The sequence below is a fragment of the Streptomyces sp. NPDC092045 genome, from assembly GCF_044756005.1.
Classification (GTDB): Bacteria; Actinomycetota; Actinomycetes; order Streptomycetales; family Streptomycetaceae; genus Streptomyces.
In genome coordinates this window covers 40,886-67,749 of record NZ_JBIVSC010000010.1, presented here as the reverse complement: position 1 = coordinate 67,749, position 26,864 = coordinate 40,886, and the positions used below count along the sequence as shown (strand labels likewise).

General features: G+C 66.7%; 27 protein-coding genes and 4 pseudogenes. 18 read left to right on the top strand and 13 right to left on the bottom strand.

Features of this window, described 5'->3' with window-relative positions:
- Window positions 1-3: 3 nt before the first annotated feature.
- Entirely contained in the window at window positions 4-132 is a 129-nt protein-coding gene (locus tag ACIQKA_RS22665) for a hypothetical protein (RefSeq protein ID WP_402542153.1), read from the top strand.
- Here the strand turns inward: ACIQKA_RS22665 and ACIQKA_RS22660 are convergent.
- A complete protein-coding gene (locus ACIQKA_RS22660; RefSeq protein WP_402542152.1) occupies window positions 122-1,093 on the bottom strand; it encodes an oxidoreductase in 972 nt (323 codons plus the stop codon). The two genes, ACIQKA_RS22665 and ACIQKA_RS22660, sit on opposite strands and share 11 nt — an antisense overlap.
- Before the next feature lie 55 nt (window positions 1,094-1,148).
- Between ACIQKA_RS22660 and ACIQKA_RS22655 the strand changes: the two genes are divergently transcribed.
- On the top strand, window positions 1,149-1,571 hold the full coding sequence (locus ACIQKA_RS22655; protein WP_402542151.1) for a MerR family transcriptional regulator: 423 nt from the start codon (window positions 1,149-1,151) through the stop codon (window positions 1,569-1,571).
- Between the two features lie 118 nt (window positions 1,572-1,689).
- Here ACIQKA_RS22655 and ACIQKA_RS22650 read toward each other — a convergent pair whose 3' ends face one another.
- Window positions 1,690-2,121 (bottom strand): winged helix-turn-helix transcriptional regulator, encoded by a 432-nt coding sequence (locus ACIQKA_RS22650; protein ID WP_402542149.1) that lies wholly within the window; start codon window positions 2,119-2,121, stop codon window positions 1,690-1,692.
- 98 nt (window positions 2,122-2,219) lie between these two features.
- Between ACIQKA_RS22650 and ACIQKA_RS22645 the strand changes: the two genes are divergently transcribed.
- Window positions 2,220-2,570 carry a DoxX family protein gene (locus tag ACIQKA_RS22645; protein WP_402542148.1) on the top strand — a complete coding sequence of 117 codons (351 nt, stop codon included), beginning with the start codon at window positions 2,220-2,222 and terminating at the stop codon, window positions 2,568-2,570.
- 138 nt (window positions 2,571-2,708) lie between these two features.
- Here ACIQKA_RS22645 and ACIQKA_RS22640 read toward each other — a convergent pair.
- Window positions 2,709-3,424: pseudogene (locus tag ACIQKA_RS22640) on the bottom strand (IS630 family transposase); the annotation flags it as partial.
- A gap of 229 nt (window positions 3,425-3,653) precedes the next feature.
- On the opposite strand from ACIQKA_RS22640, the gene ACIQKA_RS22635 reads away from it, so the two are divergent.
- Window positions 3,654-4,352 (top strand): hypothetical protein, encoded by a 699-nt coding sequence (locus tag ACIQKA_RS22635; protein WP_402542147.1) that lies wholly within the window; start codon window positions 3,654-3,656, stop codon window positions 4,350-4,352.
- Between the two features lie 509 nt (window positions 4,353-4,861).
- On the opposite strand, the gene ACIQKA_RS22630 is transcribed toward ACIQKA_RS22635, so the two are convergent.
- The 4 genes and pseudogenes from ACIQKA_RS22630 to ACIQKA_RS22615 form a co-directional block, all read right to left on the bottom strand.
- Window positions 4,862-5,287, bottom strand: coding sequence for an HIT family protein (locus tag ACIQKA_RS22630; protein WP_402542146.1), 426 nt, complete (start codon window positions 5,285-5,287; stop codon window positions 4,862-4,864).
- A gap of 462 nt (window positions 5,288-5,749) precedes the next feature.
- Window positions 5,750-6,463: a hypothetical protein gene (locus ACIQKA_RS22625; protein WP_402542144.1), complete on the bottom strand. Its 714-nt coding sequence runs from the start codon at window positions 6,461-6,463 to the stop codon at window positions 5,750-5,752.
- A 66-nt stretch (window positions 6,464-6,529) separates the two neighbouring features.
- Window positions 6,530-6,832, bottom strand: a complete 303-nt coding sequence (locus tag ACIQKA_RS22620) for a hypothetical protein (protein WP_402542143.1) — start codon at window positions 6,830-6,832, stop codon at window positions 6,530-6,532.
- A gap of 78 nt (window positions 6,833-6,910) precedes the next feature.
- A pseudogene (locus tag ACIQKA_RS22615) lies at window positions 6,911-7,198 on the bottom strand (GNAT family N-acetyltransferase); the annotation flags it as partial.
- Window positions 7,199-7,262: 64 nt separating this feature from the next.
- On the opposite strand from ACIQKA_RS22615, the gene ACIQKA_RS22610 reads away from it, so the two are divergent.
- A protein-coding gene (locus tag ACIQKA_RS22610; RefSeq protein WP_402542141.1) for an IS5 family transposase occupies window positions 7,263-8,070 on the top strand; the annotation gives its coding sequence in 2 pieces (ribosomal slippage) (window positions 7,263-7,615 and window positions 7,614-8,070; 810 coding nt in all).
- Window positions 8,071-8,075: 5 nt separating this feature from the next.
- Here the strand turns inward: ACIQKA_RS22610 and ACIQKA_RS22605 are convergent.
- The 3 genes from ACIQKA_RS22605 to ACIQKA_RS22595 form a co-directional block, all read right to left on the bottom strand.
- Window positions 8,076-8,309, bottom strand: a complete 234-nt coding sequence (locus ACIQKA_RS22605; RefSeq protein WP_402542139.1) for a hypothetical protein — start codon at window positions 8,307-8,309, stop codon at window positions 8,076-8,078.
- A 120-nt stretch (window positions 8,310-8,429) separates the two neighbouring features.
- On the bottom strand, window positions 8,430-8,621 hold the full coding sequence (locus ACIQKA_RS22600) for a hypothetical protein (RefSeq protein ID WP_391096259.1): 192 nt from the start codon (window positions 8,619-8,621) through the stop codon (window positions 8,430-8,432).
- 139 nt (window positions 8,622-8,760) lie between these two features.
- Window positions 8,761-9,888, bottom strand: coding sequence for a hypothetical protein (locus ACIQKA_RS22595; RefSeq protein WP_402542137.1), 1,128 nt, complete (start codon window positions 9,886-9,888; stop codon window positions 8,761-8,763).
- Window positions 9,889-10,153: 265 nt separating this feature from the next.
- Between ACIQKA_RS22595 and ACIQKA_RS22590 the strand changes: the two genes are divergently transcribed.
- From ACIQKA_RS22590 to ACIQKA_RS22555, 8 genes and pseudogenes are all read left to right on the top strand, one after another.
- The gene (locus tag ACIQKA_RS22590; protein ID WP_402542136.1) at window positions 10,154-10,555 is read left to right on the top strand and encodes a hypothetical protein; all 402 of its coding nucleotides are present in this window, start codon (window positions 10,154-10,156) and stop codon (window positions 10,553-10,555) included.
- A gap of 115 nt (window positions 10,556-10,670) precedes the next feature.
- Window positions 10,671-11,582, top strand: a pseudogene (locus ACIQKA_RS22585) (site-specific integrase).
- A 1,170-nt stretch (window positions 11,583-12,752) separates the two neighbouring features.
- On the top strand, window positions 12,753-13,481 hold the full coding sequence (locus ACIQKA_RS22580) for a hypothetical protein (protein ID WP_402542134.1): 729 nt from the start codon (window positions 12,753-12,755) through the stop codon (window positions 13,479-13,481).
- A gap of 36 nt (window positions 13,482-13,517) precedes the next feature.
- A complete protein-coding gene (locus ACIQKA_RS22575) occupies window positions 13,518-13,931 on the top strand; it encodes a hypothetical protein (RefSeq protein ID WP_383157297.1) in 414 nt (137 codons plus the stop codon).
- Window positions 13,932-14,379: 448 nt separating this feature from the next.
- Window positions 14,380-15,185 (top strand): annotated as a pseudogene (locus ACIQKA_RS22570) (transposase).
- 764 nt (window positions 15,186-15,949) lie between these two features.
- Window positions 15,950-17,029, top strand: coding sequence for a bifunctional DNA primase/polymerase (locus ACIQKA_RS22565; protein WP_402542132.1), 1,080 nt, complete (start codon window positions 15,950-15,952; stop codon window positions 17,027-17,029).
- On the top strand, window positions 17,026-18,588 hold the full coding sequence (locus tag ACIQKA_RS22560) for a phage/plasmid primase, P4 family (RefSeq protein WP_402542131.1): 1,563 nt from the start codon (window positions 17,026-17,028) through the stop codon (window positions 18,586-18,588). The genes ACIQKA_RS22565 and ACIQKA_RS22560 overlap by 4 nt, the downstream gene beginning before the upstream one ends.
- Before the next feature lie 155 nt (window positions 18,589-18,743).
- Window positions 18,744-19,130: a DUF6009 family protein gene (locus ACIQKA_RS22555; RefSeq protein ID WP_383447614.1), complete on the top strand. Its 387-nt coding sequence runs from the start codon at window positions 18,744-18,746 to the stop codon at window positions 19,128-19,130.
- A 322-nt stretch (window positions 19,131-19,452) separates the two neighbouring features.
- Here ACIQKA_RS22555 and ACIQKA_RS22550 read toward each other — a convergent pair whose 3' ends face one another.
- A complete protein-coding gene (locus tag ACIQKA_RS22550) occupies window positions 19,453-20,361 on the bottom strand; it encodes a LysR family transcriptional regulator (protein ID WP_402542129.1) in 909 nt (302 codons plus the stop codon).
- 95 nt (window positions 20,362-20,456) lie between these two features.
- On the opposite strand from ACIQKA_RS22550, the gene ACIQKA_RS22545 reads away from it, so the two are divergent.
- The gene (locus tag ACIQKA_RS22545) at window positions 20,457-21,350 is read left to right on the top strand and encodes a PhzF family phenazine biosynthesis isomerase (protein WP_402542128.1); all 894 of its coding nucleotides are present in this window, start codon (window positions 20,457-20,459) and stop codon (window positions 21,348-21,350) included.
- Between the two features lie 197 nt (window positions 21,351-21,547).
- Here the strand turns inward: ACIQKA_RS22545 and ACIQKA_RS22540 are convergent, their stop codons facing one another.
- Window positions 21,548-22,333: a MerR family transcriptional regulator gene (locus tag ACIQKA_RS22540; protein ID WP_402542126.1), complete on the bottom strand. Its 786-nt coding sequence runs from the start codon at window positions 22,331-22,333 to the stop codon at window positions 21,548-21,550.
- Window positions 22,334-22,506: 173 nt separating this feature from the next.
- Between ACIQKA_RS22540 and ACIQKA_RS22535 the strand changes: the two genes are divergently transcribed.
- The 4 genes from ACIQKA_RS22535 (at window position 22,507) to ACIQKA_RS22520 (ending at window position 25,987) form a co-directional block, all read left to right on the top strand.
- Window positions 22,507-23,733: a serine hydrolase domain-containing protein gene (locus ACIQKA_RS22535; RefSeq protein WP_402542125.1), complete on the top strand. Its 1,227-nt coding sequence runs from the start codon at window positions 22,507-22,509 to the stop codon at window positions 23,731-23,733.
- 42 nt (window positions 23,734-23,775) lie between these two features.
- Window positions 23,776-23,961: a DUF1737 domain-containing protein gene (locus ACIQKA_RS22530; RefSeq protein ID WP_402542123.1), complete on the top strand. Its 186-nt coding sequence runs from the start codon at window positions 23,776-23,778 to the stop codon at window positions 23,959-23,961.
- A gap of 80 nt (window positions 23,962-24,041) precedes the next feature.
- Window positions 24,042-24,838 (top strand): IS5 family transposase gene (locus ACIQKA_RS22525; RefSeq protein WP_402542290.1). Its coding sequence is split into 2 segments (ribosomal slippage): window positions 24,042-24,375 and window positions 24,375-24,838, totalling 798 coding nucleotides; the frame shifts between segments, so codons are not numbered across the junction.
- 240 nt (window positions 24,839-25,078) lie between these two features.
- On the top strand, window positions 25,079-25,987 hold the full coding sequence (locus ACIQKA_RS22520) for a hypothetical protein (RefSeq protein WP_402542122.1): 909 nt from the start codon (window positions 25,079-25,081) through the stop codon (window positions 25,985-25,987).
- Between the two features lie 106 nt (window positions 25,988-26,093).
- Here ACIQKA_RS22520 and ACIQKA_RS22515 read toward each other — a convergent pair whose 3' ends face one another.
- Complete coding sequence (locus ACIQKA_RS22515; protein ID WP_402542121.1) at window positions 26,094-26,783, bottom strand: HNH endonuclease family protein; 690 nt, start codon at window positions 26,781-26,783, stop codon at window positions 26,094-26,096.
- Window positions 26,784-26,864: the final 81 nt, after the last annotated feature.

Below are 26,864 nucleotides of genomic sequence, written 5' to 3'. Positions count from 1 at the left end.
CCGATGGCGTGGCGTAAGGAACTGGAGGTACTGGTGCCCGCGGCCGCGGTCCGGGCCGGATCGGTCTGCACCCTGCTGCCCGCCGCAGCAGCGGGCAGCAGGGCAGATGCAGAGCACGGCTTCATCGGATGATCGGTGGGGCGCCGGTGGCGGCAAGAGACATCGACCAGAGCCGGTCGGCCTCATTGGGATCGATGGCGTAGGCGCGGACGCCGCCGTCATCCATGGGGGTGCCGGGGGCGGAGACGCGTGCGATGTCGCAGTCCTCCAGGTAGAGGCCGCCGCGGTTGTCGAGGAGTGGGGAGGTGGCGGCCAGGAGGCCGGTGGCGGCGCCCTGAGAGGGCGTCTTGAAGCCCTCGCCGATGACATTGCCGTGCTCGTCCACCCAGCCGCGGTCGATCTGTTCCTTCAAGGCCATCTCGCGCTGGAGGCCGGTGATGATTTTGCCGGGGTGGAGGGCGAAGGCCCGGACGCCGTCGCCTTGTCCCATAGCGTCCAGGTGTACGGCAAACAGGGCGTTGGCGGTCTTGGTCTGGCCGTAGGCCAGCCACTTGTCGTAGCCGGTACGAAAGTGCGGGTCGTGCCAGCGGATGCCGCTCAGGGTGTGTCCGGCGGAGCTGTTGACGACGACACGTGCGCCGTCCGCGGCGGCCAGGAGGGGATAGAGCTCGCAGGCGAGGGTGAAGTGCCCGAAGTGGTTGGCGGTGAGCTGGCCTTCCCAGCCGGGCCCGATGCGCCGCTCCGGGGTGGCCATGACGCCGGCGATGGCCATCAGGACATCGATCCGGTCGAGTTGGTCGCTCAGGTGCGCGGCAGCTGAGCGGACACTGGCGAGGTCGGTCAGGTCCATGGGGATGACCTCGCAGTTCTTCACCCCTCGCAGAGCGGCACGGGCAGCGTCGGGGCGGCGGGCGGGAACGATGACCCTGGCTCTGACGGCCGTCAGCGCCAGTGTGGTGGCCAGGCCGAGCCCGGAATAGCCCCCTGTCACCACGGCCGTTCTTCCGGAGAGATCGAGGCCGGCCATGACGTCCTCGGCGGTGGTGGAGGCAGAGAAGGGCGAGCCGAGCGGTTGCTGATCGGTGATGGTCATGCTGCGGACGCTACGATCTAGAGCGAGGTCTAGATCAAGCCGAGGGACGAGCCAGATGGCGACCAGCAAGGATGCCGCGCAGTCATTGAGCATCGGCGAAGTGGCCGAACGCACCGGGCTGAGTGTGCACGCGCTGCGCTTCTACGAGCGCGAGGGCCTGCTCATCGGGCCCGTCCAGCGCACATCGGGCGGCCGACGGCGCTACACCTCCGTTGACGTCGAATGGCTGCTGATCTGTGTCAAACTCCGCGAATCCGGCATGCCGCTCGCCGACCTCAAGCACTTCGCCGAACTGGTACGCCACGGACCGGGCAACGAAGCGGAACGCCTGCACCTGCTCGACACCCATCGCCAGCGCGTCGACGCACAGATCCAGGCGTTGGAGGAGTGCCGATCCGTCATCACCTGGAAGGTCGCCGTCTACACCGAGCACCTCGCCCGCGGCGCAGCCGACGGACTGTGGGACCCAACCACCTGAAGCGACCTTCTCAGGTACGGTGCGCCGGCCATGCAGCGACGAGCCCCGGCGCACCCTGGCCGCACGGATATGCCCGGCCAGGAGCGTCAACAACGTCATGACCCGCAACATCCATCGATCAGAAACGGCTCGGGTTCTCATCGACACGAGAGGGCTTCACCAAGGTCGCCTGATCCGCCTCGATGGTCCTGGCCGCCTGGGCTGCTTCCCGGAAGGTGACGACCGCCTCGCCGTTCTCCCGCGCCCATGCGGTGAGCATCCTGATGGGCTCCTCCAGGGTTCGCCCGAGATCGGTCAGGGCGTACTCCACGCGCGGCGGCGCCTCGGCGTACGCGTGCCGCTCGACGAGCCCATTGGCCTGGAGCCGGCGCAACGTCTGGGTCAGTACCTTGCGCGAAATGCCACCACTCAGCTCGACCAGCTCGCCATGACGCAACGGACCGTCGGTCAGCGCGAAGAGCGTGACCATGGACCACTTACTGGCGATGATCTCCATGGCCAGGAGAGCGGGACAGTCGACGAGGAAGGCAACTCCGGGCCGCAGGCTCATACCCCGAAGGTTACCTAGAGGTACCTGATGGCCGCCTATCGTCGTCGAGGTGCGCACGCCCCCTTACTCGCATCTCACACGATTGAGGTTTCTCAGGCATGTTCGTCTCCCTTGCCGTCGTCACCGTGTTCATGTCGGCGCTTCTCCTGGTATCGGCCGGGGCCAAGTCTCTGCGCACGCGGCACATCACCGAGCAGATGTCCACCCTCGGAGTGCCGCAGAGCATGATGGCTTTCCTGATCGGCGCTCAGATAGCGGGCGCGACCGGTGTGATCGCCGGACTCTGGTGGGGACCCGTCGGAATCGCCGCCGCGATCGGCCTGACGCTCTATTTCGCCGGGGCGGTCGCCTTCCACCTGCGCGTCGGTGACCGCAAGGGTGCGTCTCCGGCAGTGGTCCTCACCATGGCCTCCGTCGCCATGATCGTGCTGCGTGCCGTCACCCTCTGACAGCGGACAGCCGGTCTGACGCCGGCCTTGATCGCATCGAGTGAGGTCGGTCTCCGATGAGGACAGCCACCGCTGATCATCGTAAGTTGTGTTGGAAAACGAAGATCAGCCGGTGGCCGTAGGCCACAGCCGTATCGATCAGAAACTCATGAGGTTCTCGTCCAGGACGCAACGGACGTGCGGGCCGCCGAAGCAGCCGCGGACAATATGTGGCTAACGCTGGCATTCGCGGAAGAAGCGACGGGGCCCGGTGGCGAGTTCAATCTGACCACGGGCCCGGTGCTGCCCGGGCAGGCTGTGCTTGAGGTCGGCGCCTGCCAACTCGTCGGGATTCAGCTCGAGCGAGTACGAGGGCAGGGAAGTACAGCTCGATGTCGTCGAGGCGGGCGAAGAGCCGGTTGTGGACCTCCCTGGAGCGATGAGCGGGGTGCCCGTCGACCACGAGGTGGACCTTACGGCCGAAGTGGCCAGCGAGCCGCTGAAGCAGGCAGCACATCACCTCGGCGGTGAAGTGCCCGGTGAAGAGCATGAAGTGCATCCGGACCTTGGTGCTGATCACCGACATCGCGTTGACCGAGAACTGGTTTCCGCTCCTACGCACCACGGGCGCCCTGCCCTTCTCGCCCCAGGTGCTGCCGATCACCTGGTCGGAGCGGATGCCGACCTGGTCGGCGAAGATGACCTCACCGCCGTCATTCCTCACCTTCGCCGGATCGCCGGCCAGGTCTCCTCATGCCGACGACGCACCGCCCGCGGGTCCTGCTCAACGGCACGCTTCTCCGGCCGTTGGAAGGACAGACCCACCGCTTCAGGTACTCGCCCACTCCCGATTCGGTCAGCCGCACCCGGTACAGCTAGGCCAGGTCGATACCTACCGGACGGAAGTCCCGTCCCCACTGAAACGACCCTGGCAACCATGTCCCGCTCCTGACCAGCAAGGTTGCCGGTCGCGCCCGCGTCTGCCTCCACGTCGACGCCTTCTCCGCCAGGCCCAGGAAGAACCATTCCCCCGTCGCCGGCGCGTGGGAATGCTACAAAAGCAGACAGCCCAGCACTGATCTGAACCAGTTCCGGGAGCCCTTGATGAGCGTCATACCTCCACGCCCCGCACCACCGAGCAGGGCCTTCCTCGTCTCCCGCGCCCTGATCCGCGAGGATCAGCTCACCGCTGCCGAACGCTCCGCGCGCGACAGCGTGCCCTCTCCGAGATCGCCCCGAGAGACCGCACGCGACAGCATCGCCCAGCTCGGCACAGTACTGGCAAAAGCAGGATGGCGGATCGAGACAAGCACCCACCCGGCACGCGTCAGACTCGAGGCCTTCCACTCCTGCGGCGCCGTCGTCATGATCACCTCAGATGTCCGAAGCGCCGCGAACGGCAAAGCCCGGGTCTACTACCTACGCCCACCCGGCCTCGGTCCGTGGAGACGACTGCGTACGTGCGATGTGGAGCATCTCGCCCAGCACATCAGCCTGCCGACCGGCGCACCCGAACACATCCTCGGCAGGCACGAGAGTAAATGTCACTGCAAGAAGATGCGGTACCCCACGCAAGCCCGCGCTGCGGCCGTCCTGCAAGAAGTGGGTGCCATCCGGGCGACGCAAGACAGCACCCGCGCACCCGAGGCCCGCTACTACCGCTGCGAAGCCGACGACCGGGTCTGGCATCTCACCAGTAAAACCACCGGTTACACCCGTGCCACACCTTTGGCCGGCGCCTTTCCACGCCCACAGCCCGGCGCCCACCGAGACGTCCAGGTCACACCGGTCAACCCGACCTGAGACCAGCCGGCTATCGCCCTTCTGTAACGCCCTCAGGGATGCCGACGGGGCCCGTGCGGCATGGCGCACACGGCCCCCCAGCACGAGAAGGCTCACGTGACCGCACCCCACATCACCGAACCCGGTGCGGACAACAGCCCTACCGGCACAGCCACTCCGGGCACGGTTTCACCGATCTCGCTGCGCTCGCGTCTCGCTCGTCCATGGAGAGGGTGGCGCCGGCGCCTGCAAGCATGGGACGACAAGGCCATAGCCGATCTTCGCGAAGCCCGGACGACCTGGGCATGGACCACTGCTCCATCCCCGTCAGTCGCCGTAGGAGAGACCTCGACCACGGCGATCGCGATAGAGCGCTCTGCCACACCACCGCGACCTGCCAAGACGCGCGCACTCGCGCTCCGACCAAGCGCAGAGGCACCGCTTTTTGCGGATGAACCCTTTTCAGGGTGCCGGCAACCGTTGCCGCAGGTCCGCAGAAGTTGTGCCGGAGCCCGAGAGCGGGTTCCGGCTCAACTTCTGCGGTGCCGGCCGGAAGCCAGGGCGTCGGCGAGCTGCGCCACCGGATCGCCGGTGATGCGGTGTGTGGAGCGTCCGGCCGGCCAGGTCGAGATTCCGTCGTCCGCCCATCGCGGAACGACGTGGAAGTGCAGATGGGGCACCGACTGCTCCGATCCCGGACCACTGGCACTGAGGATGTTCACGCCCGAGGCGTTCAAGGCGATCCGCGCAGCTTCGGCCACGCGCTGAACCAGCGCCGTCGTCGCGGCGAGGACCTCGGGCGGGGTCTCGAACACGTCCGTGTAATGCAGTGTCGGAACCACCAGAGTGTGACCCGGTGCCAGCGGGTTCAGCGGAGCGAAGGCACAGGCAACCGAGCCACGATCCACCCAACTCGCAGTTCCTTCACGGATGAGCCCGCAGAAGATGCAATCCATGCGACCGACCCTGCCAGACCGGGGATCCCACTCGCCGACAAGCTCGAGGCCCGGCAGAGAAGGCCCACGACTTCTCAGGGCCTGTCTCCTCGATCGTGGCACGTTCGTCGCCTGGGAGAGCCGGAAGGAGAGCTGGCCAGCGCAGCATCACTGCTCGGTCCCATAGTTCCGGGGCAAGGCGTTGCCCGCGTGGTGGCTTTCACCCGCGGGCAGATCACCCAGCCATCGTTGAGCCTCGCGCGTCTGGCCGATGCAGCAAAGCCCCGCAGCCGTATAGATGCCGTAGATGACGGGCCCCGCTCCACCACCTGTTCCGGCGAACGAAGCGGCCGGCAGGGCTCGTCGGACCTGGTAGGCGAAGCGGTTGCGGCGTTCCTGCCAGTGGGCGAGTGCGGAGGCATCTGCTGTCAGGCCGTGCAGTGCCTCCTGACACGCGAGGTAGAGGTCTTCGATTCGCTGTCTTCAAGGCCGTACCTCTGGCGCCCCAGGCTTCGGGGGCTTTTGCCGGCGCCGTCCACTGCGTCGAGAGGAGCAGTGGTCATGCCGGGGGAACGTCCTTGAAGGTGTGGCGCGGTGCCAGGCGTAGTACGGCTCGCGGCTGGGCGTCCACCAGGTCACGGTCCGGCCGACAAGCCTGTCCTGGATGTAGGCCTTGACCTCGGGCACCTCCGTGGCAAGGGGGCTGACCTGAATCGCACCGTCGATGGCGACGCCGACGTAGCCGTGCTCGTACACGGCGTCGCATCCGAGGGTGCAGGCGAGCATGGCGACGTTGACCAGGTCGCGTTTTTCGTCGTCACTGCACATCGGGCGCTTCTTGATGTGCGCGGCGATCAGGAAGGAGCCGGACTGCGCCCGGCCGCACAGGGCGCACTGGCCCTGCCCTTCCTGCAGGAGACGTCTTTTCAGCGCAGCCTGCTCCCCGCGTTGGGCGCGCCGGGCCGTGCGCTCCAGTGCCCCGTCGAAGGCCGCAACGGCGGCCTCCTCCTCGGCTGTGTCGACCGGTTCGAGTGCCGCTACGGCAGCGTCGAGGGTCAGCAGGGTCTGGAGGGTGTCGCTCTCCTCCTCGCCAAGAACGGAGATGCCCATGATGTTGCGGTTGGAATTCCGGTCGAGCAGGGAGCGGATCTCGGTGATGGGGATGTCGAAGCCGCGGGTGCCGGAGAGGGCATACATGTACTCCCAGGTGCTGCCGGCCGCCGGATCGGTGCCCCACAGTCGGGTCGCCAGGTCCTTGTTGTGCTACATCAGGGCGATGGTGCCGCCGAAGTAGACGCGCTTGTCGCCGCTGAAGAACACCCAGTCTCCTGGGCGCATCTTCTTGATCCGGGAGAGGTTGACGTTCTTCTTCCCCGGCACGACGCCCCACATCTGGGCCTGGCCGTCGGGAAAGAGCTGCTTGAGCTGGTCGATGGTCGATGCGTCGAGGATGTCGGCGTGGTCGTCGAGGACCACGGGGTGGACGATGGTGTCCTGGTAGTGCTGCTCGACGTCCTTCTCCGACCGGCGGGCCGGCTGCATCACGATCCGCATGACGTGGATCATCCCCCCAACTGTGCGTACTTGTCGGCCTTCCCCCTCGCCAGATGCACCGGGTACTTGCAGCAGTTCTTCTCGATCTTCTCAGAGGTCCTTTCGCATGAGAACGCACATCGTCTCGTAACGGCGGATCGACCCGTCGGGCCCTTCTGCGTCCCAGGCATCCGGTTCACGGCCGTATGCGACATAGCCCAAGCGCTCGTACAGGGCGCGCGCCCGGGGGTTGTTCTCCTCCACCGCAAGTTCGGCCCTGCGCAGCCCGTGGTGGCGGATCCGCTGTTCCGCGGCGCGGACGAGCAGCGTTCCCAAACCGCAGGACTGTAGGGGTGGCAGCACGGCAAGCTGCCATAGCGTTCCCGCTTCCTTACTGATCGTTTCAGAATGAGTTCGGTGTGAGGGCTTGGCGGTTGGGTCTGGTGGCGGCAGAGTGGTGTGGGTGTCGGATGATCTTGTGCCTGATGACCTGTGGGAACGCATCGCTCCACTGCTGCCGCCCCGTCCGCCGAGGCGTCATCGCTACCCCGGACGTCTGCCGGTGGACGATCGGGCGGCTCTGCGGGGCATCGTTTACGTGCTGCGCAAGAACGTGAGCTGGAGGGATGTTCCCGCGGAGCGAACCGGCTGCAGTGGGGTGACGGCCTGGCGGCGGCTGCGGGACTGGACCGAGGCCGGTGTCTGGCCCCGCCTGCATGAAGTCCTCTTGGCCGAGCTGCGCAAGGCAGGGCTGCTGGACATGAACGACGCCGCGATCGACGGCTCGCACGTCCGGGCCTTGAAAGGGGGCTCACACCGGACCTTCGCCGGTCGACCGCGCGCGGCCGGGCAGCAAGCACCACCTGATCGTCGACCGGCACGGAACATCTCTCGCCGTGTCGCTGACCGGCGGAAACCGGCACGATGTCACCCAGCTGACACCACTGCTGGACGCGATCCCCCGCATCCGAGGACTTCGCGGGAGACCGAGACACCGGCCGGGCCGGCTGTTCGCCGACCGCGGCTACGACTACGACAAGTACCGGCGCGTCCTGCGGGCTCGCGGTATCACCCCGAAGATCGCCCGCCGAGGTGTCCCGCACGGCTCGGGGCTGGGCAAGACGCGCTGGGTGGTGGAGCGGACCTTCGCCTGGCTGCACCAGTTCAAACGACTGCGGATCCGCTACGAGATACGCGCAGATCTCCACCTCGGCCTGCTTCAACTCGCCTGCAGCATCATCTGCTTGCGACGCCTACGAACCTCATTCTGAAACGATCAGTTAGAGACCTGGTAGTCGATGCCGCCGATCGCCACCGGCAGATCTGCCGGAGTGCATACCGCCAGGTAGTCCACCTCTCCCGACGCAGCTCGTGCCAGCTCTCGCTCTACGTGGCGCAGGTGGGTGGCCGAGCCGGACCAGGCGCACGCCGGCAAGTCACGGGGCAGTAGATCACGCACGGTGACAGACAGGGAGACGGTGGCATCGGTGGAGTCGTCTTTGGTGGTCATGGTCTGAGCATGTGACCGCATCCATGCGCACGACAACGGATTTCTACGGCTTGAGAGCTGTCCCGTACCTGATGGCCAGGAGTTGATGGTTCGTGCGCGGGCTCGTGTGCAGGTCGAGGTTCACCTGCCGCCCGACTTGATCCATGGCCATTTCACGACGCAGACCACGACAGGGGCGACGAGCATGGCCAGCAGCCACAGGCCCACGCTCGCTGGGGAGTAGATGTAGTAGCGCCAATGCTCCGGCAGGAGCGACGGCGCGAGGAGGAGCAAGATCAGCGTGGCCCATGTGGCCAGTACGGCGGCTGCCATACGCGCGGTCATCCCTGTTCGCCCCCAGCGGTGCTCATCTTTATGGACCGGATGACAGAGCGGCCGGGATGATCTTGGTGTGGCTGGTGTGATCACGGCGTCGGAGTCGTCCGTTCTTGTGGACGAAGCCGGGCAGGTGTCACGCGGTCAGGGTGGTGTGGCCGAGGATCTGGCGGGCGCGTCCGGTACCCAGGCCGAGACGTTTGAGGGCTTGGGTCTTGCTGAGGCCGAGGTGGGTGAGGAAGGTCAGCTCGTGGTGGAGGAGGTCGGGGTTCCAGGGAGACTGGTGGGAGGGATTGCGGATACCGCTGGGTAAGGCGGCGGGATCATCGATGGTTTCGTTGTCCCAGGCCAAAGGTGGCGCCCAGCCTTTGACCTGAGCGCGCTGGCGGGCGGTGGGGGAGGGGCCTGGCTGGTGGGAGAGCTCTTCCCAGGCAGCCAGAATCGCCCCGCGCAAGGCAGGTGTGCTGCGCGGGCGGCCAGCGAAGGCGGTGAGTGTCTTGGTGCTGATGCCGCCTGCCGCACCGATGTTCTTCAAGGTCCAGCCAGCCGTGCACAGGGCGCGTAGGCGTCGTAGCAGTCCGGTGTCGGTGATCTGAGTGCGACGTGGGCAAGCGGGCGCGGGGAGGTCTTTGAGAGCGAGGATCCGCTGGGCTATGACGGTGTGGATGCCGCGTCGGGGGTTGCGGGTGTGGTCCAGGAGGGCACAGGACAGGGTACTGGGTCTGACGCCCGCGGTGTGGGCGATGAAAGCACGGCTGGCACGGTCGTAGCGCAGTTGCAGGGCATGCAGGTGGTCGATGACCTGTTGCAAGTCGGTGGTGTCGCTGCGGCGTGCGAGGGCGGTGCTCAGGAGCAGGTCCGGGTCCAGAATGAGGAGCTGTTGGGCGGCTGCCTGCTGGATACGTCGGGGGCGGCCGGCTGCGACATCGTGCAGTGCGGCGGCCAGGGTGCTGGGCGACATGCCGGCCGCTCGTGCGACAGAGGCCTGAGACAGAGCGGGGTATGTGGCCAGCAGCGCTTGTACGTGGCGTATGGCAGGGGCGGCGTCGGTGGATTGGCCGCCGTATCCCCGCTCGCGGCATGGCAGGTCGGCTGCCTTCACCGACAACAGGCGTTGGGCGATGGCCGGGTGGAGGGTACGGCTTTGGTGCTGGTCGTGACGGGTGTCGTCCAGTAGGGATTTGAGGGTGGAGGAGGCCACGCCGGCGTGGCGGGCGATCGCGGCCACTGGTAGGTGCGGGCGCTGGGTGATCAGGTGCCGCACGTGCTCGATGACGGGGGCGGCGGCTGTGCGGTCGGCTCGCATACGGGGTTTCCGGAAGAGTCGGGCAGGACGATCAGGCGTATGTGTGGCTTGAACTCTACGAGTCGGCAGGACATGTGAGGAAGTGCGGCCGGTCCTTTGATGGCCGCTGTAACGGCAGCGGAGTTCTTGTTGGGGGAGGAAGAGTGAGGCCGTCGGGGTGGCCGTGTGCGTGTGCCGGAGTGTCGAATCACCTCCAAAAATCGAACAGGCGTAGCATTAATGTGTGAGTGGGAACCCATCTCCTGATGGGAAGCCGAAGGATCCGTACGGCTTTCCGGTCGATCTGAAGGACCTCCAGGCCCGACTGCACCGGGCGCATGCCGCCTACCGGGTGCTGCTCGAGAGCCTGCCGTGGCCGATGCCGTTGCCCGGCTGGGGCGGTTCGGAGCATTCGCACACCAAGGAAGTCCTCCCTGGGCGAGAGAACAACCCGGGCTGGACCCCGGAGCAGGCCGCAGAAGAGAAGCGGCTGTGGGATCTGGTGCGGAAGCTGTCGATCGCGGTCGCCATGCATCCGTACTGGAGCAGGCCGAAGCGCGGCGCCAAACTGGTCGAGATCCGGATGGCGTTGAAGCATCACCCTGACGTCATGGCCCTGATCGACGGCCTCGCTGAGACGGCCTGAGACAAGACGGAGGGAGCAAAACGGCCGGCCATCCGCGCTCGGGGGTCACGGATGGCCGGCCGTTGGGCTCCCGTCCTGTCGGATGCCGTACCCGGACCGTACGTCACGGCGGTCCGTGGGGGGCTGCGGTGAGGGTGCGTTATGGGCCGGGCGGGTGTCCTGGCCAGGCATCTGGCGCAGCGGCATCCGTGCGACCGGGCCGAAAGCCGCTAATTTCTGCGACGTTCAGTGCCTCGTCGCCAGTGCCCAGCGCTGGCCGCTGAAGCTGCTGCGGGGCCGCTCGACGGTGAACACCTGGAACACCCGCCGCGGTGCCGTGCTGTCCTGGATGGGTTGGTGCTCCGCGCGTGGGCACGAGGGCCCGACGGTCCTGACCTGGGTGAAGCAACTGGCCGGGCCGGACTCCGAGACCCCGGCCCGCTCGAAGATAGCCGTCGACCGGCTGGTCGCCCGACGCGAGGTCCACCTGGGGGAGAGGACCTTGTGACGGATGCTCTACGAGAGCTCGGGGCGCGCGGAGGAGATCTAGGGCGTGAACATCGAGGACCTGGACTTGGCCGACGCCGCTGCCCGGTGGAGGCGAAGGACGCCCGGACCAAGGCCCGCCGCCGGGGCCAGGCCAGCGAGGGCTACGTGCTGGAGACGGTGTACTGGGACGCGGGCGCCGCCCGGCCCTGTCCCGCCTGCTTAAGGACCGCACCCCCGAGGCGGTGTTCGTCACCTACTGCCGCCCCGGGGCCCGGGAAGGTCGTCAGCCCGCGCGATGTGTGCCCGGCTGCCGTACGGGCAGGCCCGTGCCCTGTTGGACGAGCACACGGCCGTACGCGGACCTGGAACGGGCTGGGATCTGCATGAGTACCGTCACTCCTCCCTGACTCACCTCAGGGAACAGGGCGCATCGTTGCTGATGCTGATGGCGAAGTCGAGGCACAAGAAGCCAGAGAACGTTCACCGCTACTTCAAGCCGTCTCCGGAAGCGATCGTCGAGCTCACCAGCCTGCTCGCTCCCGGCGGCAGCCATCGCTGACTGAAGGAGGCGGCCACGCCTGGGATGGGGGCGGTGGTAAGGAAGGCGCGGCGGAGCAACGGGCTTCCGGGGAGGGTCTTGCGGCGGTCGGGCCGGCGGAACCCTAAGCCCGCCAACGTGAGCCCGCTGACCTGCTTCAGGGCCATCCGGATTTTGGCTTGCGGCTATGTTGTCTCGCCTGGGCGCCACTTGCGGATCGTCACCTCCGAGGTGGTCTCCGGGGTCAGAATCGTGCCCACCCCTGCATTCTGCTTCGCAGTGATCCAGTAGGGCCATAGCGGACAGAGGAACTGCTTGTTACAAGGCGTCTTCTCCATGGTCAGGTGCGGGTTGTGGGGCTAGGGCTGGTCTCCCGCCTCCTGCCGTGGTGCAGCGCCCCAGAGGCCTCTGCAAGCACCTGAAGAGCATTGGACGGCCCTCTATCAACTGCAACTACAGGACTGCCGCCTGTCCTCAAGTGCTCACCCCCTCCGCAAGCTCCGGGGGCTCCGCGCTTGACCGGTCGGGCCCTGAGGGCCCTCCCTGGACAGTTGCCCTTGAACGAGGGGTTGCTCAAACCGGGCAGTTACGCGAGTTGCGTAGGTCCTCTGTCATGGTCAGCCCATTTGAAGCGACGGCGGACGACTGATCTATGTGTTGGCCCTGGGAGGGTGTCACCCGGAGGTTGCGGTTGTTCTGGTGCCGGATGAGGGGGTTCTCTGCATCTTTCCTTCCGAGTAGGCGGCTTCTACTGATTCTCCGTGGTTCTTAAGCTGTGCCTCTTTAGAAGAGCGCCGGAAGCTTGCAAGCCTCTGACCTGGGCTTTTCTGAAGTTGATCATGAAATAACGCTACATTTTAGGTTTGAAGTTGTTAACGCCGCCAGCACATTGAACCCGGAAAGTAAGGCACTGCCTAACTTTCAGTTATGCCTTTGATCGCCAGGGGATCGCGCAGGTCAGAACGTTTTCCACAGGCTCATGTCACACCTCCTTCCACTGGCGAGATGTCGCACTGACTCGCTACAGGAAGTACGGCACAGCCGTACTTCCGAAGCCGCAGCGCACAGAAAGTACGGCGCAGCCGCACTTCTGATGCGAAGACGCGCACCGGCGCGCGGGCGCACCAAAAGTACGGCTCTCCCTCACTTTTGGGATAGAGTCGGAAACGCCTGAGTAGCAAGGAGGATTCAGTGACAGCTGAACCGCCGTCGCGCAACCCGCGTCGGCCCCGCACGGTACGACCCACCACCGCCTCGACCGACGTCGTCGGAAACCAACTCCTCGGCATGCTCGGTGAGCAGCTCGGTCAGACCCTCCAGCGAGCCGCCGACCCGGTCGTCGGCAAGCGCAAGGTGACCAGAGTTTCGGTCGAGTACGGCGATGAACCCAGCACAGTCCACGACATGGCCGGCCCGCTCGGCTATAGCCTCGCCAGCAACTGGTTCACCCAGCGACTGGCCCAGCTACTCATCGCCAACGAGATCACCCGAAGCCAGCTCTGCGTCTTCCTCTACGTAGCCGGAGGGCAAAAACGCAACACAGGCGTTGCCGAGTACACCCAGCAGGAGATCACCGAAGGTCTCAACAAGCTGATCGCCGCAGACCCCAACGCCCGGAAGATCTCACGGCCTACTGTGAACCGAGCCATCCGGCGTCTGGGCGAGATCGGCTGGGTCGAACAGGTCGGGAACGGCCGCACCCGTCTCAACGTCCGTCTCTGGTTCCATGGCGGCAGCGTCTTCCAGCACGAAGTCCTCGCCGACATGGAGAAGGACATCCCTGCGGACGGGAACAAGGCCAACCGCTTCCCCTACCAGATCGGCCCCGAGCTCATCCACCAGCACCCGGAGCAGCTCGACCTCGGCCTCGCCATCGAGCAGACCGAAACCCCCGCGCGGCGCAGACGGCGCACGGGATGACCCTCATACAACGACCCGAATCGGAGGACGAAGCCGATGGCGCTTCCCGTGATGTCACCGCTTGTCTCTGAGCGCATCTGGGCCCTGCCCATCAACGCGCCGTCGGTCAAGTTCCTTCAGTACCTGGTCTTCCGCAGCGCGAACGGCGGCGCTTTGCCGAGCCAGCGAGACATGGCCCGCGAGTACAAAGTCTCGCCGACCACCGTCAGCACTCTGCTCGGCCCTCTCTTCGAGCTCAATCTCGTCCTGCGCCACCAGGCGGAGGAGCGAGGGGGCAACAAGTACCGTCTGCACCCCTTGGCGGCCAAGTACGACAGCATCGATGCGATGCATGAGGCCTTCCAGCAGGCTGTGGAGGACATGAAGAACGGAGACCTTGCCGTTCTCAACCTTCCCGAGTACCAAAGTGCCCCGCCTGCTGAAGGACGGCCGGCACTCCGGATCGCCTGACACAAGCAGAGGCCCCCACCACTGGTGGGGGCCTCTGTGCCTGAGTAACAAGTTGTGCCATCACTATACCGGCTCCCCGGGTGTCTGCCGAAGTCCGATCCGGCCAATGGAGTGACCCGCCCCTCGAAACGCCCTCCCACCAGCAATAATGTGCCTACGGTGGATATCATCCGGCCCACACCCGCCCCAGCCTGATGTGGATACGAAACCCGGAAGGCGTCGGCAAGGAGCCTTTTCCAACCTCACGTCTGTGCTGGTCAAGGGCGTGCCGGTGAGTAACCATGTCAGCCGGTGACAGGTCTGTGACCAGCAGATCCACAGTCGGTCGCCGTGCGACGAACGCTCCGCCAGGCATGGTCGGCGGACCTGACAGCCAGGTTGGAAAAGGCTTAATGACAAGCCTAGAGTTTGTCCCGTAACCGCTGGTCAGGAGTGAGATGATCTTGCCGTGGCTGGTGTGATCACGGCGTCGGAACCCTCCTGGATAGGCCCGTTCACCGGGCTGAACCCGCGGCAGTTCAACAGACTGATCGCCGCGCTGCGGCGTGAGGGGGGCCGATCCGGTCCGCAAGGGCAGGCCATGGTCGCTGCCGTTGGAGGACCGGGTACCGCCGGCGGCCGCGTACTGGCGCACCAACCCTCACCCTGCGCCAGCTCGCCCCGCTGTTCGGCGTCTCGAAGTCGGCGGCCGACCAGAACGTCGCCCACCTCGGACCAGCTCTCGCCCTCCAGTCCCGGCGACGGTTCCGCAAGAACACCGTGCTCATCGTCGACGGCACCCTGGTTCCCACCCGCGACCGGACCGTGGCCGCCTCCAGCGAGAACTACCGCCACTCCACCGATCACCAGGTCGTCACCGACGCCGACACCCGCCTGCTCGTCGCCGTCGGCCGGCCACTGCCCGGCAGTCGTTGTGGTTGCCGGGCAGCGGCCGGCAACCACAACGACTGCCGGGCCTGGCAGGACTCCGGCACCAAGACCGCGGTCGGCACCGCCCCCACGGTGATCGCCGACGGCGGCTACCGGGGCACCGGCCTGACCATCCCGCACTACCACCGGCACAAGGACGAGGAACTGCCGACCTGGAAGGAGGACCACAACACCTCCCACCGCAAGGTGCGGGCCCGCGTCGAGCACACCTTCGCCCGCATGAAGAGCTGGAAGGTCCTCCGCGACTGCCGCCTCAAGGGCGACGGCGTCCACCACGCCATGCTCGGCATCACCCGCCTCCACAACCTCACCCTCACCGGATAACAGGCAAACAAGCAGGCCAACCTGCACGCCACAGACCATTTACGGGACAACCTCTAGGACGGGCTCGCAGCCGGGGCTGAAGACTAGACCTGTTCCCATCTTCAGTCCCGTACACAAAGACGCAGGTCAAAGGCTTGTCTTCCTGTTTCACGGGACTGACGGGACTCTGGTTGGTAGTTATGCCTCGCAGTTGCGTGTCCACGTGCACGCGCGCAAGTAAGAAGCCTGCTCGGCTCATATATGGAAGGTAGGGTCCCGTCAGTCCCGTAGACGTACAGGACGAGGCGCTGACCTGCGGTTTTCTTTAGCGGGACTGAAAGTGGCGAGACCCGCAGCGGGACTGAACGCTTGCTGCGGGCACCGCATGGAGACGTTCGGCAAGTAGTAGGGGAGCGCCCCCCGGCAGGCCTGCCCATGCCGTAAGTTCAGTCCCGTCAGTCCCGTCAGCCCCCTGCCGGAGCTCAGTGACTGCCTGCCGGACATGCATTGCCTCGCTCTGATGAAACCGACAAAAAGGTGAAGTAAGGCCAGCCCTCTGCTTGCGCCCCCGCCGGTCGTTCTTCCCCTGCATAGACCCTTTCTCGGGACTGACGGGACTGAACTTTCCGACACGGCGAAGGTGCGCCGCGACCGGGGAAGGAACTGCGCTAGGCTCTGCCCAGCTAAGTGAAAACTTTGGTCCCGTCAGTCCCGTTGCAAGCCTCACTCAAGGTACGGGCCCCTGGCAGGAAGAAAAAAACGCTTACCCCAGCAAGGACAGTTCAGTGCCGAGTCAGTCTGTGACCAGCTCGCCTTCCCCAACGGGGCTTGGCACGTCACACGCTGTCGCACGCTGGTGCGCCCAACAGGGCTGGCCTGTCCATCCGCTGGCTCCGGGACACAAGACCCCGGCCGCGAACTGCCCCGCGTGCAAGACGGATCGCCATCGCCCCTCAGAGTGCCCTTGCATCCTGGCAGGAGGCTGGTGCCACGGCTTTCACGCGGCAACCACGCTCCCCGAGCAGGTCGACGCCTGGTGGGCACAGCAACCCCGTTCCGGGGTCGGTGTGTCATGCGGCCCCGCCAACCTGGTGGTTATCGACGTAGACGCCCACGCAGCCGAGGTTCCTGACCGAAGCCGTCTGCTGCCGGGCATCCCGATCGCGCCGAGCGTGAACCTGGACGGTCTTGCCACAGGTTTCGACACACTGGCGCTCCTGGCCGCCCTGCGCCGGCAGCCGAGCCCCGCGCAGGACGAGCAGACCCTTCGGGTTCGCACCCCTTCCGGGGGCCTCCATGTCTGGTATCTGAACCCGTGCCCTGCCAGCCACTACCGGTCCTCGACCGGGTCGAGCCCGAAGACTGCCCTGGCCTGGCAGGTAGACGTGCGTGCTCACGGCGGTTACATCGTGGCGCCCGGTACGAAAACCGCTGCCGGTGTCTACACCCGTGTGGGACAGGCCCGTCATCCGGCGTTCCTGCCCGACTGGCTGGCCGCCGAACTGAACCGGACCGGGCACCTCCCTGAGGAGCAGGCGACCACAAGTAACACCCCGCCTCCGAAGACTCGCGCGCGGCGGGCTCCCAAGGCAGCGCATCGCGTCCTGCAGCCCCTGCTCGACGAGGTCGCCGCCTGCGCGGCCGTGTCCTGCGGAGCGAGTTTCACCGAGAAGCTCAACCGAGCGGCCTTCACTGCCGGCGGACTCGTACAGACCGGCCACCTCGTCATGGACGAGATCCGCGAGCTGTTGTGTGAGACAGCCCGACAGGCCCGTCCACATCAAGAAAGCCGCAACAACAGCATCATCGACTCCGCCCTGTCCGCCGGCGCCCAGCGCCCGTTCCACCTCAAAGGACGTTCATGAACAGCGCCGAGGAGATCCGCTTCGACGCCGTTGCCGCGGCCGGGCAGATCGAGGCAAGCATGCAGCAGGCGCTGGAGCTGGACCTGCCACGTCCGCACGTGGTGCCCTCCGCCCACAAGACAGTTCAGATCAGGGAGCCGAAGGCCGCTCCTTCCGGCGTTCTGCCCCGGGAGTTGACCGACCGGGCGAACGCCCGACTTTTCGCCGACCTCTACCAGGACCAGTTCCGGCACGTAGAGGGAAATGGCTGGTACAGCTGGGAGCAGTACCGCTGGCAGCGGACCAACGGCGAGAAAAGAGCTCTGTGGGCCGCGGGGGACATGGCCGAGCAGATGCCACGTACAGACCCCTCGGGCACCTTCAACGATCGGGACCTGGCAACCCACAGGCGCCGCACGCAGTCCACCGCGGGCATGACGGCACTCCTGAAGCAGGCCCAGGCCTCACCGCTCCTCAGCCTTGACCCGAATGCTCTGGACGGCGACATCTACGCGCTGTGCACACCGAGCGGAGTGGTTGACCTCAAGACAGGTGAGCTGCGCAAACCGGATCCACTGACCGACATGCACTCCAGGGCGACGATGGTCGGTCCCGAGGAGATGCCCATCCCCAGGTGGTCCAGTTTCCTCCAGGACACCTTCGGGGACGACGCACGGGGCCTGGAGATCACCCGCTTCCTCCACCTGCTTCTGGGCTACTCCATTACCGGGGACGTCGGCGGCCAGGTCCTGCCTTTCCTGTTCGGTTCCGGTGCCAACGGCAAGTCGGTACTGCTCGACGTCATGACCCAGGTCATGGGGGACTACGCCAACGCCGCCCCACCGGGGTTCCTGATGGAGAAGGGCAAGTTCAGCGAGCACTCCACCGAGCTGACGGAACTGCACGGCCGGCGCATCGTCGTCTGCAGCGAGCTGAAGCCCACCGACAAGTTCAACGAGGCACGCGTCAAGCTGCTCACCGGCGGTGACCAGATCACCGCGCGCCGGATGCGGCAGGACTTCTTCACGTTCTCCCCGACCCACAAGCTGTGGCTGCTGGGAAACCACAGGCCAGAAGTGGGAACCGGTGGCTACGCCTTCTGGCGCCGCATGCGCCTGATCCCTTTCGAGCGGAAAGTCCCCAACGAGCGAAAGATCGACAACCTGGCCGCCGAACTCGTCGAGAGCGAGGGCCCCGGCATCCTCCACTGGCTCATCGCCGGCGCCCGGCAGTACCTGACCACCCGCGACCCCCTCACCGGCCCCGACGCCGTCCGCCTGGCCACGGCGGCCTACGAGACCACCGAAGACCACATCGGGCGCTTCCTCAACGAGCGGTGCACCAGAGAGACAGGCGGCCGGCCCAATCCTGACCTCCGCGTCGAGCAGAAACTGCTCTTCGAGGCATACAGCGAATGGTGCTCCGAAGAGGCGATCCGCCCCTCCACCCCGCGAGCCTTCGCAAGCCGCATCCGACAAGAACTCGGTCTGGCATCACCCGCCGAGATGATCAAGAACAACACCAAGAAGCTGTACCCCGGCCTGGCTCTCCTCACCGAGGACGACAACGCAGCCAGATGACGCCCCTCTGCATCCTGGGACCAGAAACCGGACAGAACCTAAGATGAACGCCACGACTCAGACGACATGCATATGCAGCGCCACAGGACGAGCGGTTTGAACACCACCCACGCAGGCCGAGGACCGGCCGACGACAATCAGGAGGAGCTGCAGCCATGAGCTCGATGCTGCGGGACAGCCAGCTCACCGAAGAAGTCGAGGTCGTCTGGCTTGAAGACGTCGACAGGCTCGACTACGTGCGCCAGTCGCTGGACAGGGTGAACAGCCGCACCGGCAAGCCCCGCTACGAACGCGACGGCCGCCTCGTCGGATACACCAACCTCGCCAAGAACGCCGCACGCGACCCCGACAGCGGACTGTGGCCACGCCGCACCTTCTTCCTCCTCCCGCACGACCGGGACAGCGAACCTTCAGGGGACTACGCAGTAGGAGCACCAGGAGAAGCGATCGATCCGCGGACGATCGCCCCCGGCAGCGCCGGATCCAAGACACTGCGGTCCCAGAAGGGCAACGCTGCCGACATAGTGACCGCAGCGTCCTAACCTGCTTGTCAACCGACATGTCCTACCGCCCGGACCCCGGAGCCGGAAACCCTGAATCTGAGTCCCGTCAGTCCCGTGCTGGAGAGGCATGGGTCACTGAGCTGGGGTTTCTCCCACGGGACTGAGCTAAGTCCAACAGGGAGGGAGGGGGACTGACCTCTGAGAAGTCCTGAAAACAGAAACCCTGAATCTGAGTCCCGTCAGTCCCGTGCCTTCGAGGCGTGGATCTACCAAGTCGTAGTTCAGGCCTCGGCCCCCTCCTCAGGAGGAACGCAAGCACCCGAGTGTCCGTCTGTCCCGTCGCCGACTGGGGCAAGCGTGCTCACTGCGGGAAGTGGTGGGACAGTTCCGCAGTGAGCACCGTTGCTGCGGGGGAGAGCCAGCGCCGGCGGTGACGGGCCAACTGGACCGCGACGTCAGGAAACCGCGGCCCGGGCACCTGCACCAGACGGCCCGCTGCGAGCGCGTCTGCGATGTTGGTGCGGGCCAGCAGGCTGAGGCCGAGGCCTGCGGCGACGCAGGACCGGGCGACCTCCAGACTGCCAAAGCGCGTGATCCGGGGCTGAGCGCCTCCAGCCGCGGTGAGCAGCCGGTCGACGAAGCGATCACTGTACGAGCAGCCCTGTTCGTGCAGGAAGTAGTCCTGGCGAGCCAGCTCCGCCCAGTCAGCGGGCGCACCGGCGGCGCCGCGGGCGAGGGGATGCTCGGGAGAACAAACGAGCACCAGCGGCTCATGGGCCAGCGGCGTACATGAGATGTCACAGAAAGCCGCTTCATCCTCCAGGAGAAGTGCCAAGTCCACCTCGCCGGTGCGAAGCGCGGCGATTGCGGTCGCGGTGCCCATCGTGCGCAGGTCCACCTCGATTCCCGGGTGACTGCGCCGCAGCGCGGCGATGACTCCCGGCAACCGCGCGGACACCAGCGTCTCGCCTGCCGCGACTGTCACGCGCCCGGTCACCCGACCGTCCGCGCCGCCTACCGAGGCAGCAACCGCCCGCAGCCGGGACTCGGCCTCCAGCATCGTCTCGGCCTGTGCCAGCACCTCGCACCCGGCACTGGTGAGTACGACTCCGCGCGGCAACCTGTCGAACAGTCGCAGGTCCAGCTCTTTCTCCAATGCCTTCACCTGGGCGGTGACGGTGGACTGTGCCAGGTGCAGTCGCTCCGCGGCGGCGGTCAGGTTCCCGGTCCGGGCAACGGCGGTGAAGGTGCGCAGCAGTCGAGTGTCCATGCCGTCGACCCTAAGCAATCCCATCGGTCAAAGCGATGAATCAGATCAAAAACCATCGTTTGTAACGATGCCTATGCGGTGCCACAGTAAAAGCCATGAACCCGAGGACACACCCCGAAATCCTGCGCTACACCGCCTTCACCACCGAGCCCGCCGGCGGTAATCCAGCCGGTGTCGTCATGGACGCGGCCGCGCTGGACGAGACCGCCATGCTCACCATCGCTGCCGAAGTCGGCTACTCGGAAACCGCGTTCGTCACGGCCGCCGACAACACGGCACGCCGGTTCCGACTTCGCTACTTCAGCCCGCTCGCCGAGGTCGCCTTCTGCGGTCACGCCACCGTCGCCACCGCGGTGGCCCTGGCCGAACGGATCGGTACCGGTCCGCTCGTCTTCGACACACCGGTCGGCGAGATCGCCCTGGACACCTCCGCCGACTTCGAAGGACCCGTGACGGCGACGCTCACCAGCGTCCCCACTCGCTCCCGGCCGGCGACCACCGAAGAACTCGACGCCTCCCTCGCAGCTCTGCGCTGGTCCCGGCAAGACCTCGACCCCGCGCTGCCGCCCCACGTCGCCTTCGGAGGGAACGAGCACCTGATCCTGGCCTCGGCCACCCGCGAGCGTCTGGCGGCCCTCGATTACGACTTCGACGCCCTGGCCGAGGTCATGCACCGTCACGGCTGGACCACGCTCCAACTGGTCTGGCGCGAAAACCCCGAACTCTTCCACGCCCGCGACCCCTTCCCGGTCGGCGGCGTCATCGAGGACCCGGCCACCGGTGCTGCCGCTGCCGCCCTCGGCGGCTACCTGCGCACCCTTCACGCCCTCCCGCCCACCGGAACCTTCACCATCCACCAGGGAGAGGACCTCGGCCGGCCCAGCCTGCTCCGAGTCGAGGCCTCCACCAGCCACCCGCGCGTACGGGTGAGCGGGCATGCGGTGGCGATCGAGGGCGCGAGCACGAGGGCGGGCGCAGGAGGAGCCTGAGCGCACCGAGGACGCCGCACGTGACGCTCGCTCACACCGAACGGATCAGAGTTCCAGCTCTCTTTCGCCCGTTTGGGACAGGACGAAAGGAGACCGCCGACCCTGCGGTACCTCACGCCGGGGACATGCGCACGACATACACACACACCCGAGACGACTCCCGCCAACCGTCCCCTTCCACCTTCCAAAGGGATTGGTCAGCGCTGAGGCACGGCGATGCCGGCGGCACGCAGCTCCGCCTCGACCAGGGCATTCAGCCGGGCTATGGACGGCACCCGGTCCTCCATGTGGTGGTTGACCATCCCGTAGCGAGTGGCGGTGTCGGATCGGCCCTCGAACCCGGACGGCATCGACAGCAGTTCGCGCCGGGTCAGCAGTTTCCCGGCCAGTTCACGGGCCACTTCCTCGATCCGCGGATCGGCCGGATCCCAGCTCCTCACCTCCCAGCCGAGCCTGGTCAGCTCGACGGTCTCGGGATCGGCGAGCGATTGTTCGAGCCAGGTCATGAAGCCGTCGAAGATCTCCGGGACCAGAGCTCGGGTCAGTACGAGGGCCTCTCGCTGACCGGTCACATAGGCGGAGTCGAAGCCGAGTCCAGCCAGTGTTTCCAAGATCGCACAGGCCCGGTCGGGCAGCAGGGCGCGATCACCGTGGTCAAGGCGGTGCAGCCGGTCCCGGCGCGCGGTCAGCTCCTCGATCCGGGAAGTGAGTGCGCGGTGAACCTCCTCCAGGGTCGCGGCGAAGGTCTCCGAGTCGGCCTCAAGGAGATCACCGACCTCAGCCAGCGGTACCCCGGCTGAGGCCAGGGTGCGCACCTGGAGCAGACGGAACAGTTCGTCCGAGCGGTAGCGGCGGTAGCCGGAAGCGTCGCGTTCCGGCTCGGCGACCAGACCAAGCCGGTGATAGTGCCGCACGGTCTTGATCGTGACGCCGACATACGCCGCCGCCTGACCGATCGTGAGCCCGAACCCGTCCGCCGCCACCCTGACGCTCCTCCGTGTCGCTGATCGTCGCGGGGGCGAGGATAACGCGCCCGAAGCCGCCCTTGACCTTGACCCTGGGGCAAGGATGCAGCCTCTTGCCACGGCCCTTCTCAGGGCCACCCGGCCACCGGTGAGCGGCCGCGGGAAACGAGACCGTCAACAGGAGACACCCCATGGCGACGAACGACAGCGGCTTCACCGAGGCGGGACTGCGCCGACTGCGCAAGGTGCTGGAAAGGCACGTGGAGTCCGGAAAGATCCCGGGTCTGGTCGCCCTCATCGGTCGCAGCGGACGGACGCACGTCGAGGCGATCGGGACGATGCGGCACGACGGCGGCCCGCCGATGCGCCGGGACACCATCTTCCGGATGGCATCCGCATCCAAGCCCGTCACCACGGCGGCGGCGATGGTCCTGCTCGACGAGTGCCGACTGCGACTGGACGACCCCGTGGACCCATGGCTGCCCGAACTCGCCGACCGACAGGTGCTCAGGCGGCCCGACGGCCCGCTGGACGACACCACTCCGGCGCGGCGGCCGATCACCGTACGGGACCTGCTGACCTCCACCTTCGGGCTCGGCACCGATTTCGAGTCGATGGCCTCACCGATCAGGGCCGCGACCTTCGAACGCCTCGACTACAGCGTGGCTTCCGGCCCGGCGCCCCACCAGGACGAGTGGATGCGCCGCCTGGGCGAACTCCCCCTGCAGTACCAACCAGGTGTGCGCTGGCAGTACGACCTGAGCAACGAGGTGACCGGCGTGCTCGTCTCCCGGGCCGCCGGACAGCCACTGGAAGCGTTCTTGCGTGAACGGATTCTCGATCCGCTGGGGATGAAGGACACCGGCTTCCACGTGCCCGCCGACCGAATCGACCGCCTGCCGCCCCTGTACGGGCCCGATCCGCAGACGGGCGATTTCACCATCTGGGACCAGGTGGCAGGGGGCATGTTCAGCTCTCCTCCCGTGTTCCAGGGCGCGGGCGGCGGACTGGTCTCCACCGTCGACGACTACCACGCCTACTTCCGCATGCTGCTGAACCACGGGGTCCACGACGGCGAGCGCATCCTGTCCCGGGCCGCCGTCGAGTTGATGACCACCAACCGCCTCTCCCTGGGGCAGATGGCCGCCCGGGCGGCCATGTTCGACGGCGTCGCCCACCTGTCGTCCGGCCAGGGCGCGGCCGGCGGCTGGGGGTTTGGCATGTCGGTGGACACGGGCCGCGACAACTACGCGCCCGTCGGCCGGTTCGGCTGGTTCGGCGGCACCGGCACCACCGCCTACGCGGACCCGACCCATCAGCTCACTGGCGTCCTGCTCACCCAGGTCGGACTGTCCACCCCGGACTCGCCGCGGGCCATGGCCGACTTCTGGACCACGCTCTACCAGGCCCTCGACTGACGAAGCCCATGGAGCCCGGGGGCTTCATGAGATCGTTCGCCCATGAGTACACCGCCTGACGGATTGCCCCTCTACCGGGTCTTGACCGGCCCGGACGATCCCGCGTTCTGCCACCGTGTGAGCGAGGCGCTGGAGCTTGGATACGAGCTGTACGAAGGTCCTGCTGTCACTTTCAACGGTAAGAACGTCATCGTCGCCCAGGCGCTGATCTGGCCGACGCGGTCATAGCAACAAGACGGCGAGCTCCCTCAAAATGTCCACTTAGAAGCCATCTCATTTGGGCTGTTCGATAGTCTGGCGTTGTGGGGATCATTGAGCGTCTTGTGCCGGATGAGTTGTGGGAGCTGTTCGAGCGGGTGGTGCCGCCTGCTCCGTCTCGGCCGCAGGGTGGCGGTCGCCGTCGGTACGGAGACCGTGAGGTGTTGGCCGCGATCATCTTCGTGGCCACGTCAGGGTGTACATGGCGGCAGCTGCCTCCGTCGTTCGGGCCTTCGGGACCGACGGCTCACCGCCGGTTCACCGAGTGGAGCAAAGCACGGGTGTGGGCCAAGCTGCACCGTCTTGTCCTGGACGAACTGGGCAGGCGGGGCGAGCTGGACTGGTCCCGCTGCGCGATCGACTCGGTGAACATGCGGGCCCTGAAAGGGGGGAGCTGACAGGTCCGAATCCTGTCGACCGGGGCAAGAAGGGCTCGAAGATCCACTTGATCACGGAGCGTACGGGTCTGCCCCTCTCGATCGGGATCTCCGGCGCGAACCTCCACGACAGCCAGGCCCTCGAGCCCCTCGTCCGCGGTATCCCGCCGATCCGATCCCGCCGCGGCCCGCGACGGCGGCGCCCCGCCAAACTCCACGCGGACAAGGGCTACGACTACGACCACCTGCGGCGATGGCTGCGCCGACGTGGGATCACCCACCGGATCGCCCGCAAGGGCATCGAGTCGTCCAAGCGGCTGGGCCGACACCGCTGGACCATCGAACGCACCATGTCCTGGCTCGCCGGCTGCCGCCGACTCCATCGACGCTACGAGCGCAAAGCCAGTCACTTCCTGGCCTTCACCGCCATCGCCTGCACCCTCATCTGCTACCGCCGCCTAGCCAAATGAGACGACCTCTTAGGCTATTTCCTCACTAAATCATGGCAATGATGAGGAAGTCCTGATCCAGTTGATCGGTCACAAGGAAAACCTCGTAACTTCTCAGCGCCAACGCATCCTTCACAGGAGTACCTCGTTGGCCCGGAGGAAGGAGGCCGAGTGGTCCGGGACATGAAGGTGCTGTCAGCGATGATCCGCAGCCGGTACCGCGAAGGCGCAAGTATTGCGGTAGTCGCGCGGGAGCTAAGGGTGTCAAAGTCCACCGTGCGGCGTCATGTGCCGGCACAGGAGCGACGGGATGCGGCCGCCGCCGCACGGCAGCGGCACCGCAACCGGGCGGAGACACCGTACGAGAAGGCGCTGCGGGCCCAGGTCGTGCGCCTCTACGGTTCGGGGATGCCGCAGCAGCGGGTGGCGGCCACACTGGGTATCTCGGTCGAGGCGGTGGTAGCCCGGCTGGAGCCGTCCCAGCGCCGTTCCCGGCAGCAAGCAACCCGGCTCGCCGTCGAGCAGCAGGGCGAACTCCTGCCACAGGACGAAGTCATCGCCCGGTATGTGCAGGGTGCCACCATGACCGAGCTCGGCCGACTCTATGGGGTGCACCCCTCCACGATCCGGCGCAGGATCCCCGAGGACCTGCTCCGCTCCCGCAGCCGCACCCCGCAGTCCCAGCCCCGGTCCCGGCGGGTACTTGTCGACGAAGAGGTCCGCCGCCGGTATGCGGCGGGGGAGAGCACCTACGCCCTCGCCCGCGAGTTCGGCGTCTCCCCCCACACCATCCAGGCGAGGATCCCCGACGCCGACTGGCGTGCCCACTCGGCCGGAGAAGCTCCCATCCCCCCGCCTCGTCCTGTACAGCCGAGGAGGGGCGGCGCCCGGATGGTGCTGACGCTGTCGGACGAGGAGATCCTCACCCGCTACCGGGCCGGGCAGTCCGCGACCGCGATCGGCCGCGCGGCGGGCGTGGACTGCCGCACCATCCTGCGCCGCATCCCCGAAACCGAACGCCGCGGCCACCTCCAGGCCCAACGGCTGAACCGGCCAGCCCCCGACGTCGACGCGGACACGATCCGCGCGCTGCGCGCCCGCGGCCTGACCTGGGAGGCGATCGGCACCGAGGTCGGGCTGTCGGCGAAGACCGCTCGCGCCCGCGCATGAAGACAGGAGCCCGTGCCCCGGCTTGGCACGCCATACCCTGCACGGCTCACACGTGCCCCGTACCGGGATCACCCGGTACGGGGCACGACGTGCTCCCGCCTCCGGCCTATGGTGCGGGGTTGTAGTGGACGACGGTGGTCTCGCAGGCCTCGGCGTACACCTTCAACGCCTCGCTCTCGGTCTGGTCGACCGTGAGGTTCCAGCGCAGTTTGGTGGCGGTCCATTCGCCGATGTAGCGGCAGTGGGCGTCGGGCAGGGGCGGCATCCAGGTGGCCGGGTCCTGGTCGGCCTTGGAGCGGTTGGTGCGGGCGGTGACGGCGACGAGGGAGGCGGTGGCGCCCTGGTCGTTGGCGTAGGCCTCGCGGCGCTTGGGGTCCCAGGCGCTCGCGCCGGAGTCCCAGGCTTCGGCGAGGGGGACCATGTGGTCGATGTCGAGCTTGCCTGCCTCGTTCACTTCGACCGCGTCATAGTAGGAGACCCACTTTCCGCCGGTCAGTTTGCAGCCGGCTCCGATGGCCGGTTCCTGGACGGCTTCGGCGAGAAGGACTTCGTTGCGGGTGTTGCAGCCGTCGGCCGCGTCCAGGCCGGTGTTCCAGTGCCTGAAGGAGTCGCGGGTGTAGCCGGTGCGGTCCTCCTCGGCGACGGGCAGCTGGCCGACGGCGTCCTCCAGCGGCAGCACCTCCGGAACAGACGCCCCCGCTGTGGCCATAGGCTCGGCGGCGGCAGGGGAGGGGAGGGTGAGGGGGGTCAGGGCGAGGCAGAACGCGGCAGCGCCGCGCAGCAGGTTGGTGATCACGCCCGTAGACATAGCGGACCCAGACCCACGGACACACCGGGGCCGGAGAGCTCATCGACCGCGCGAGGCGCCGGGGTGCGC

Bases quoted from the DNA above. Each gene is read 5' to 3' on its own strand.
- ACIQKA_RS22665 (WP_402542153.1), top strand. From the start codon at position 4: ATGGCGTGGCGTAAGGAACTGGAGGTACTGGTGCCCGCGGCCGCGGTC.
- ACIQKA_RS22660 (WP_402542152.1), bottom strand. From the start codon at position 1,093: ATGACCATCACCGATCAGCAACCGCTCGGCTCGCCCTTCTCTGCCTCC.
- ACIQKA_RS22655 (WP_402542151.1), top strand. From the start codon at position 1,149: ATGGCGACCAGCAAGGATGCCGCGCAGTCATTGAGCATCGGCGAAGTG.
- ACIQKA_RS22650 (WP_402542149.1), bottom strand. From the start codon at position 2,121: ATGAGCCTGCGGCCCGGAGTTGCCTTCCTCGTCGACTGTCCCGCTCTC.
- ACIQKA_RS22645 (WP_402542148.1), top strand. From the start codon at position 2,220: ATGTTCGTCTCCCTTGCCGTCGTCACCGTGTTCATGTCGGCGCTTCTC.
- ACIQKA_RS22635 (WP_402542147.1), top strand. From the start codon at position 3,654: ATGAGCGTCATACCTCCACGCCCCGCACCACCGAGCAGGGCCTTCCTC.
- ACIQKA_RS22630 (WP_402542146.1), bottom strand. From the start codon at position 5,287: ATGGATTGCATCTTCTGCGGGCTCATCCGTGAAGGAACTGCGAGTTGG.
- ACIQKA_RS22625 (WP_402542144.1), bottom strand. From the start codon at position 6,463: ATGTATGCCCTCTCCGGCACCCGCGGCTTCGACATCCCCATCACCGAG.
- ACIQKA_RS22620 (WP_402542143.1), bottom strand. From the start codon at position 6,832: ATGATCCACGTCATGCGGATCGTGATGCAGCCGGCCCGCCGGTCGGAG.
- ACIQKA_RS22605 (WP_402542139.1), bottom strand. From the start codon at position 8,309: ATGACCACCAAAGACGACTCCACCGATGCCACCGTCTCCCTGTCTGTC.
- ACIQKA_RS22600 (WP_391096259.1), bottom strand. From the start codon at position 8,621: ATGGCAGCCGCCGTACTGGCCACATGGGCCACGCTGATCTTGCTCCTC.
- ACIQKA_RS22575 (WP_383157297.1), top strand. From the start codon at position 13,518: ATGGCGCTTCCCGTGATGTCACCGCTTGTCTCTGAGCGCATCTGGGCC.
- ACIQKA_RS22560 (WP_402542131.1), top strand. From the start codon at position 17,026: ATGAACAGCGCCGAGGAGATCCGCTTCGACGCCGTTGCCGCGGCCGGG.
- ACIQKA_RS22555 (WP_383447614.1), top strand. From the start codon at position 18,744: ATGAGCTCGATGCTGCGGGACAGCCAGCTCACCGAAGAAGTCGAGGTC.
- ACIQKA_RS22550 (WP_402542129.1), bottom strand. From the start codon at position 20,361: ATGGACACTCGACTGCTGCGCACCTTCACCGCCGTTGCCCGGACCGGG.
- ACIQKA_RS22545 (WP_402542128.1), top strand. From the start codon at position 20,457: ATGAACCCGAGGACACACCCCGAAATCCTGCGCTACACCGCCTTCACC.
- ACIQKA_RS22535 (WP_402542125.1), top strand. From the start codon at position 22,507: ATGGCGACGAACGACAGCGGCTTCACCGAGGCGGGACTGCGCCGACTG.
- ACIQKA_RS22530 (WP_402542123.1), top strand. From the start codon at position 23,776: ATGAGTACACCGCCTGACGGATTGCCCCTCTACCGGGTCTTGACCGGC.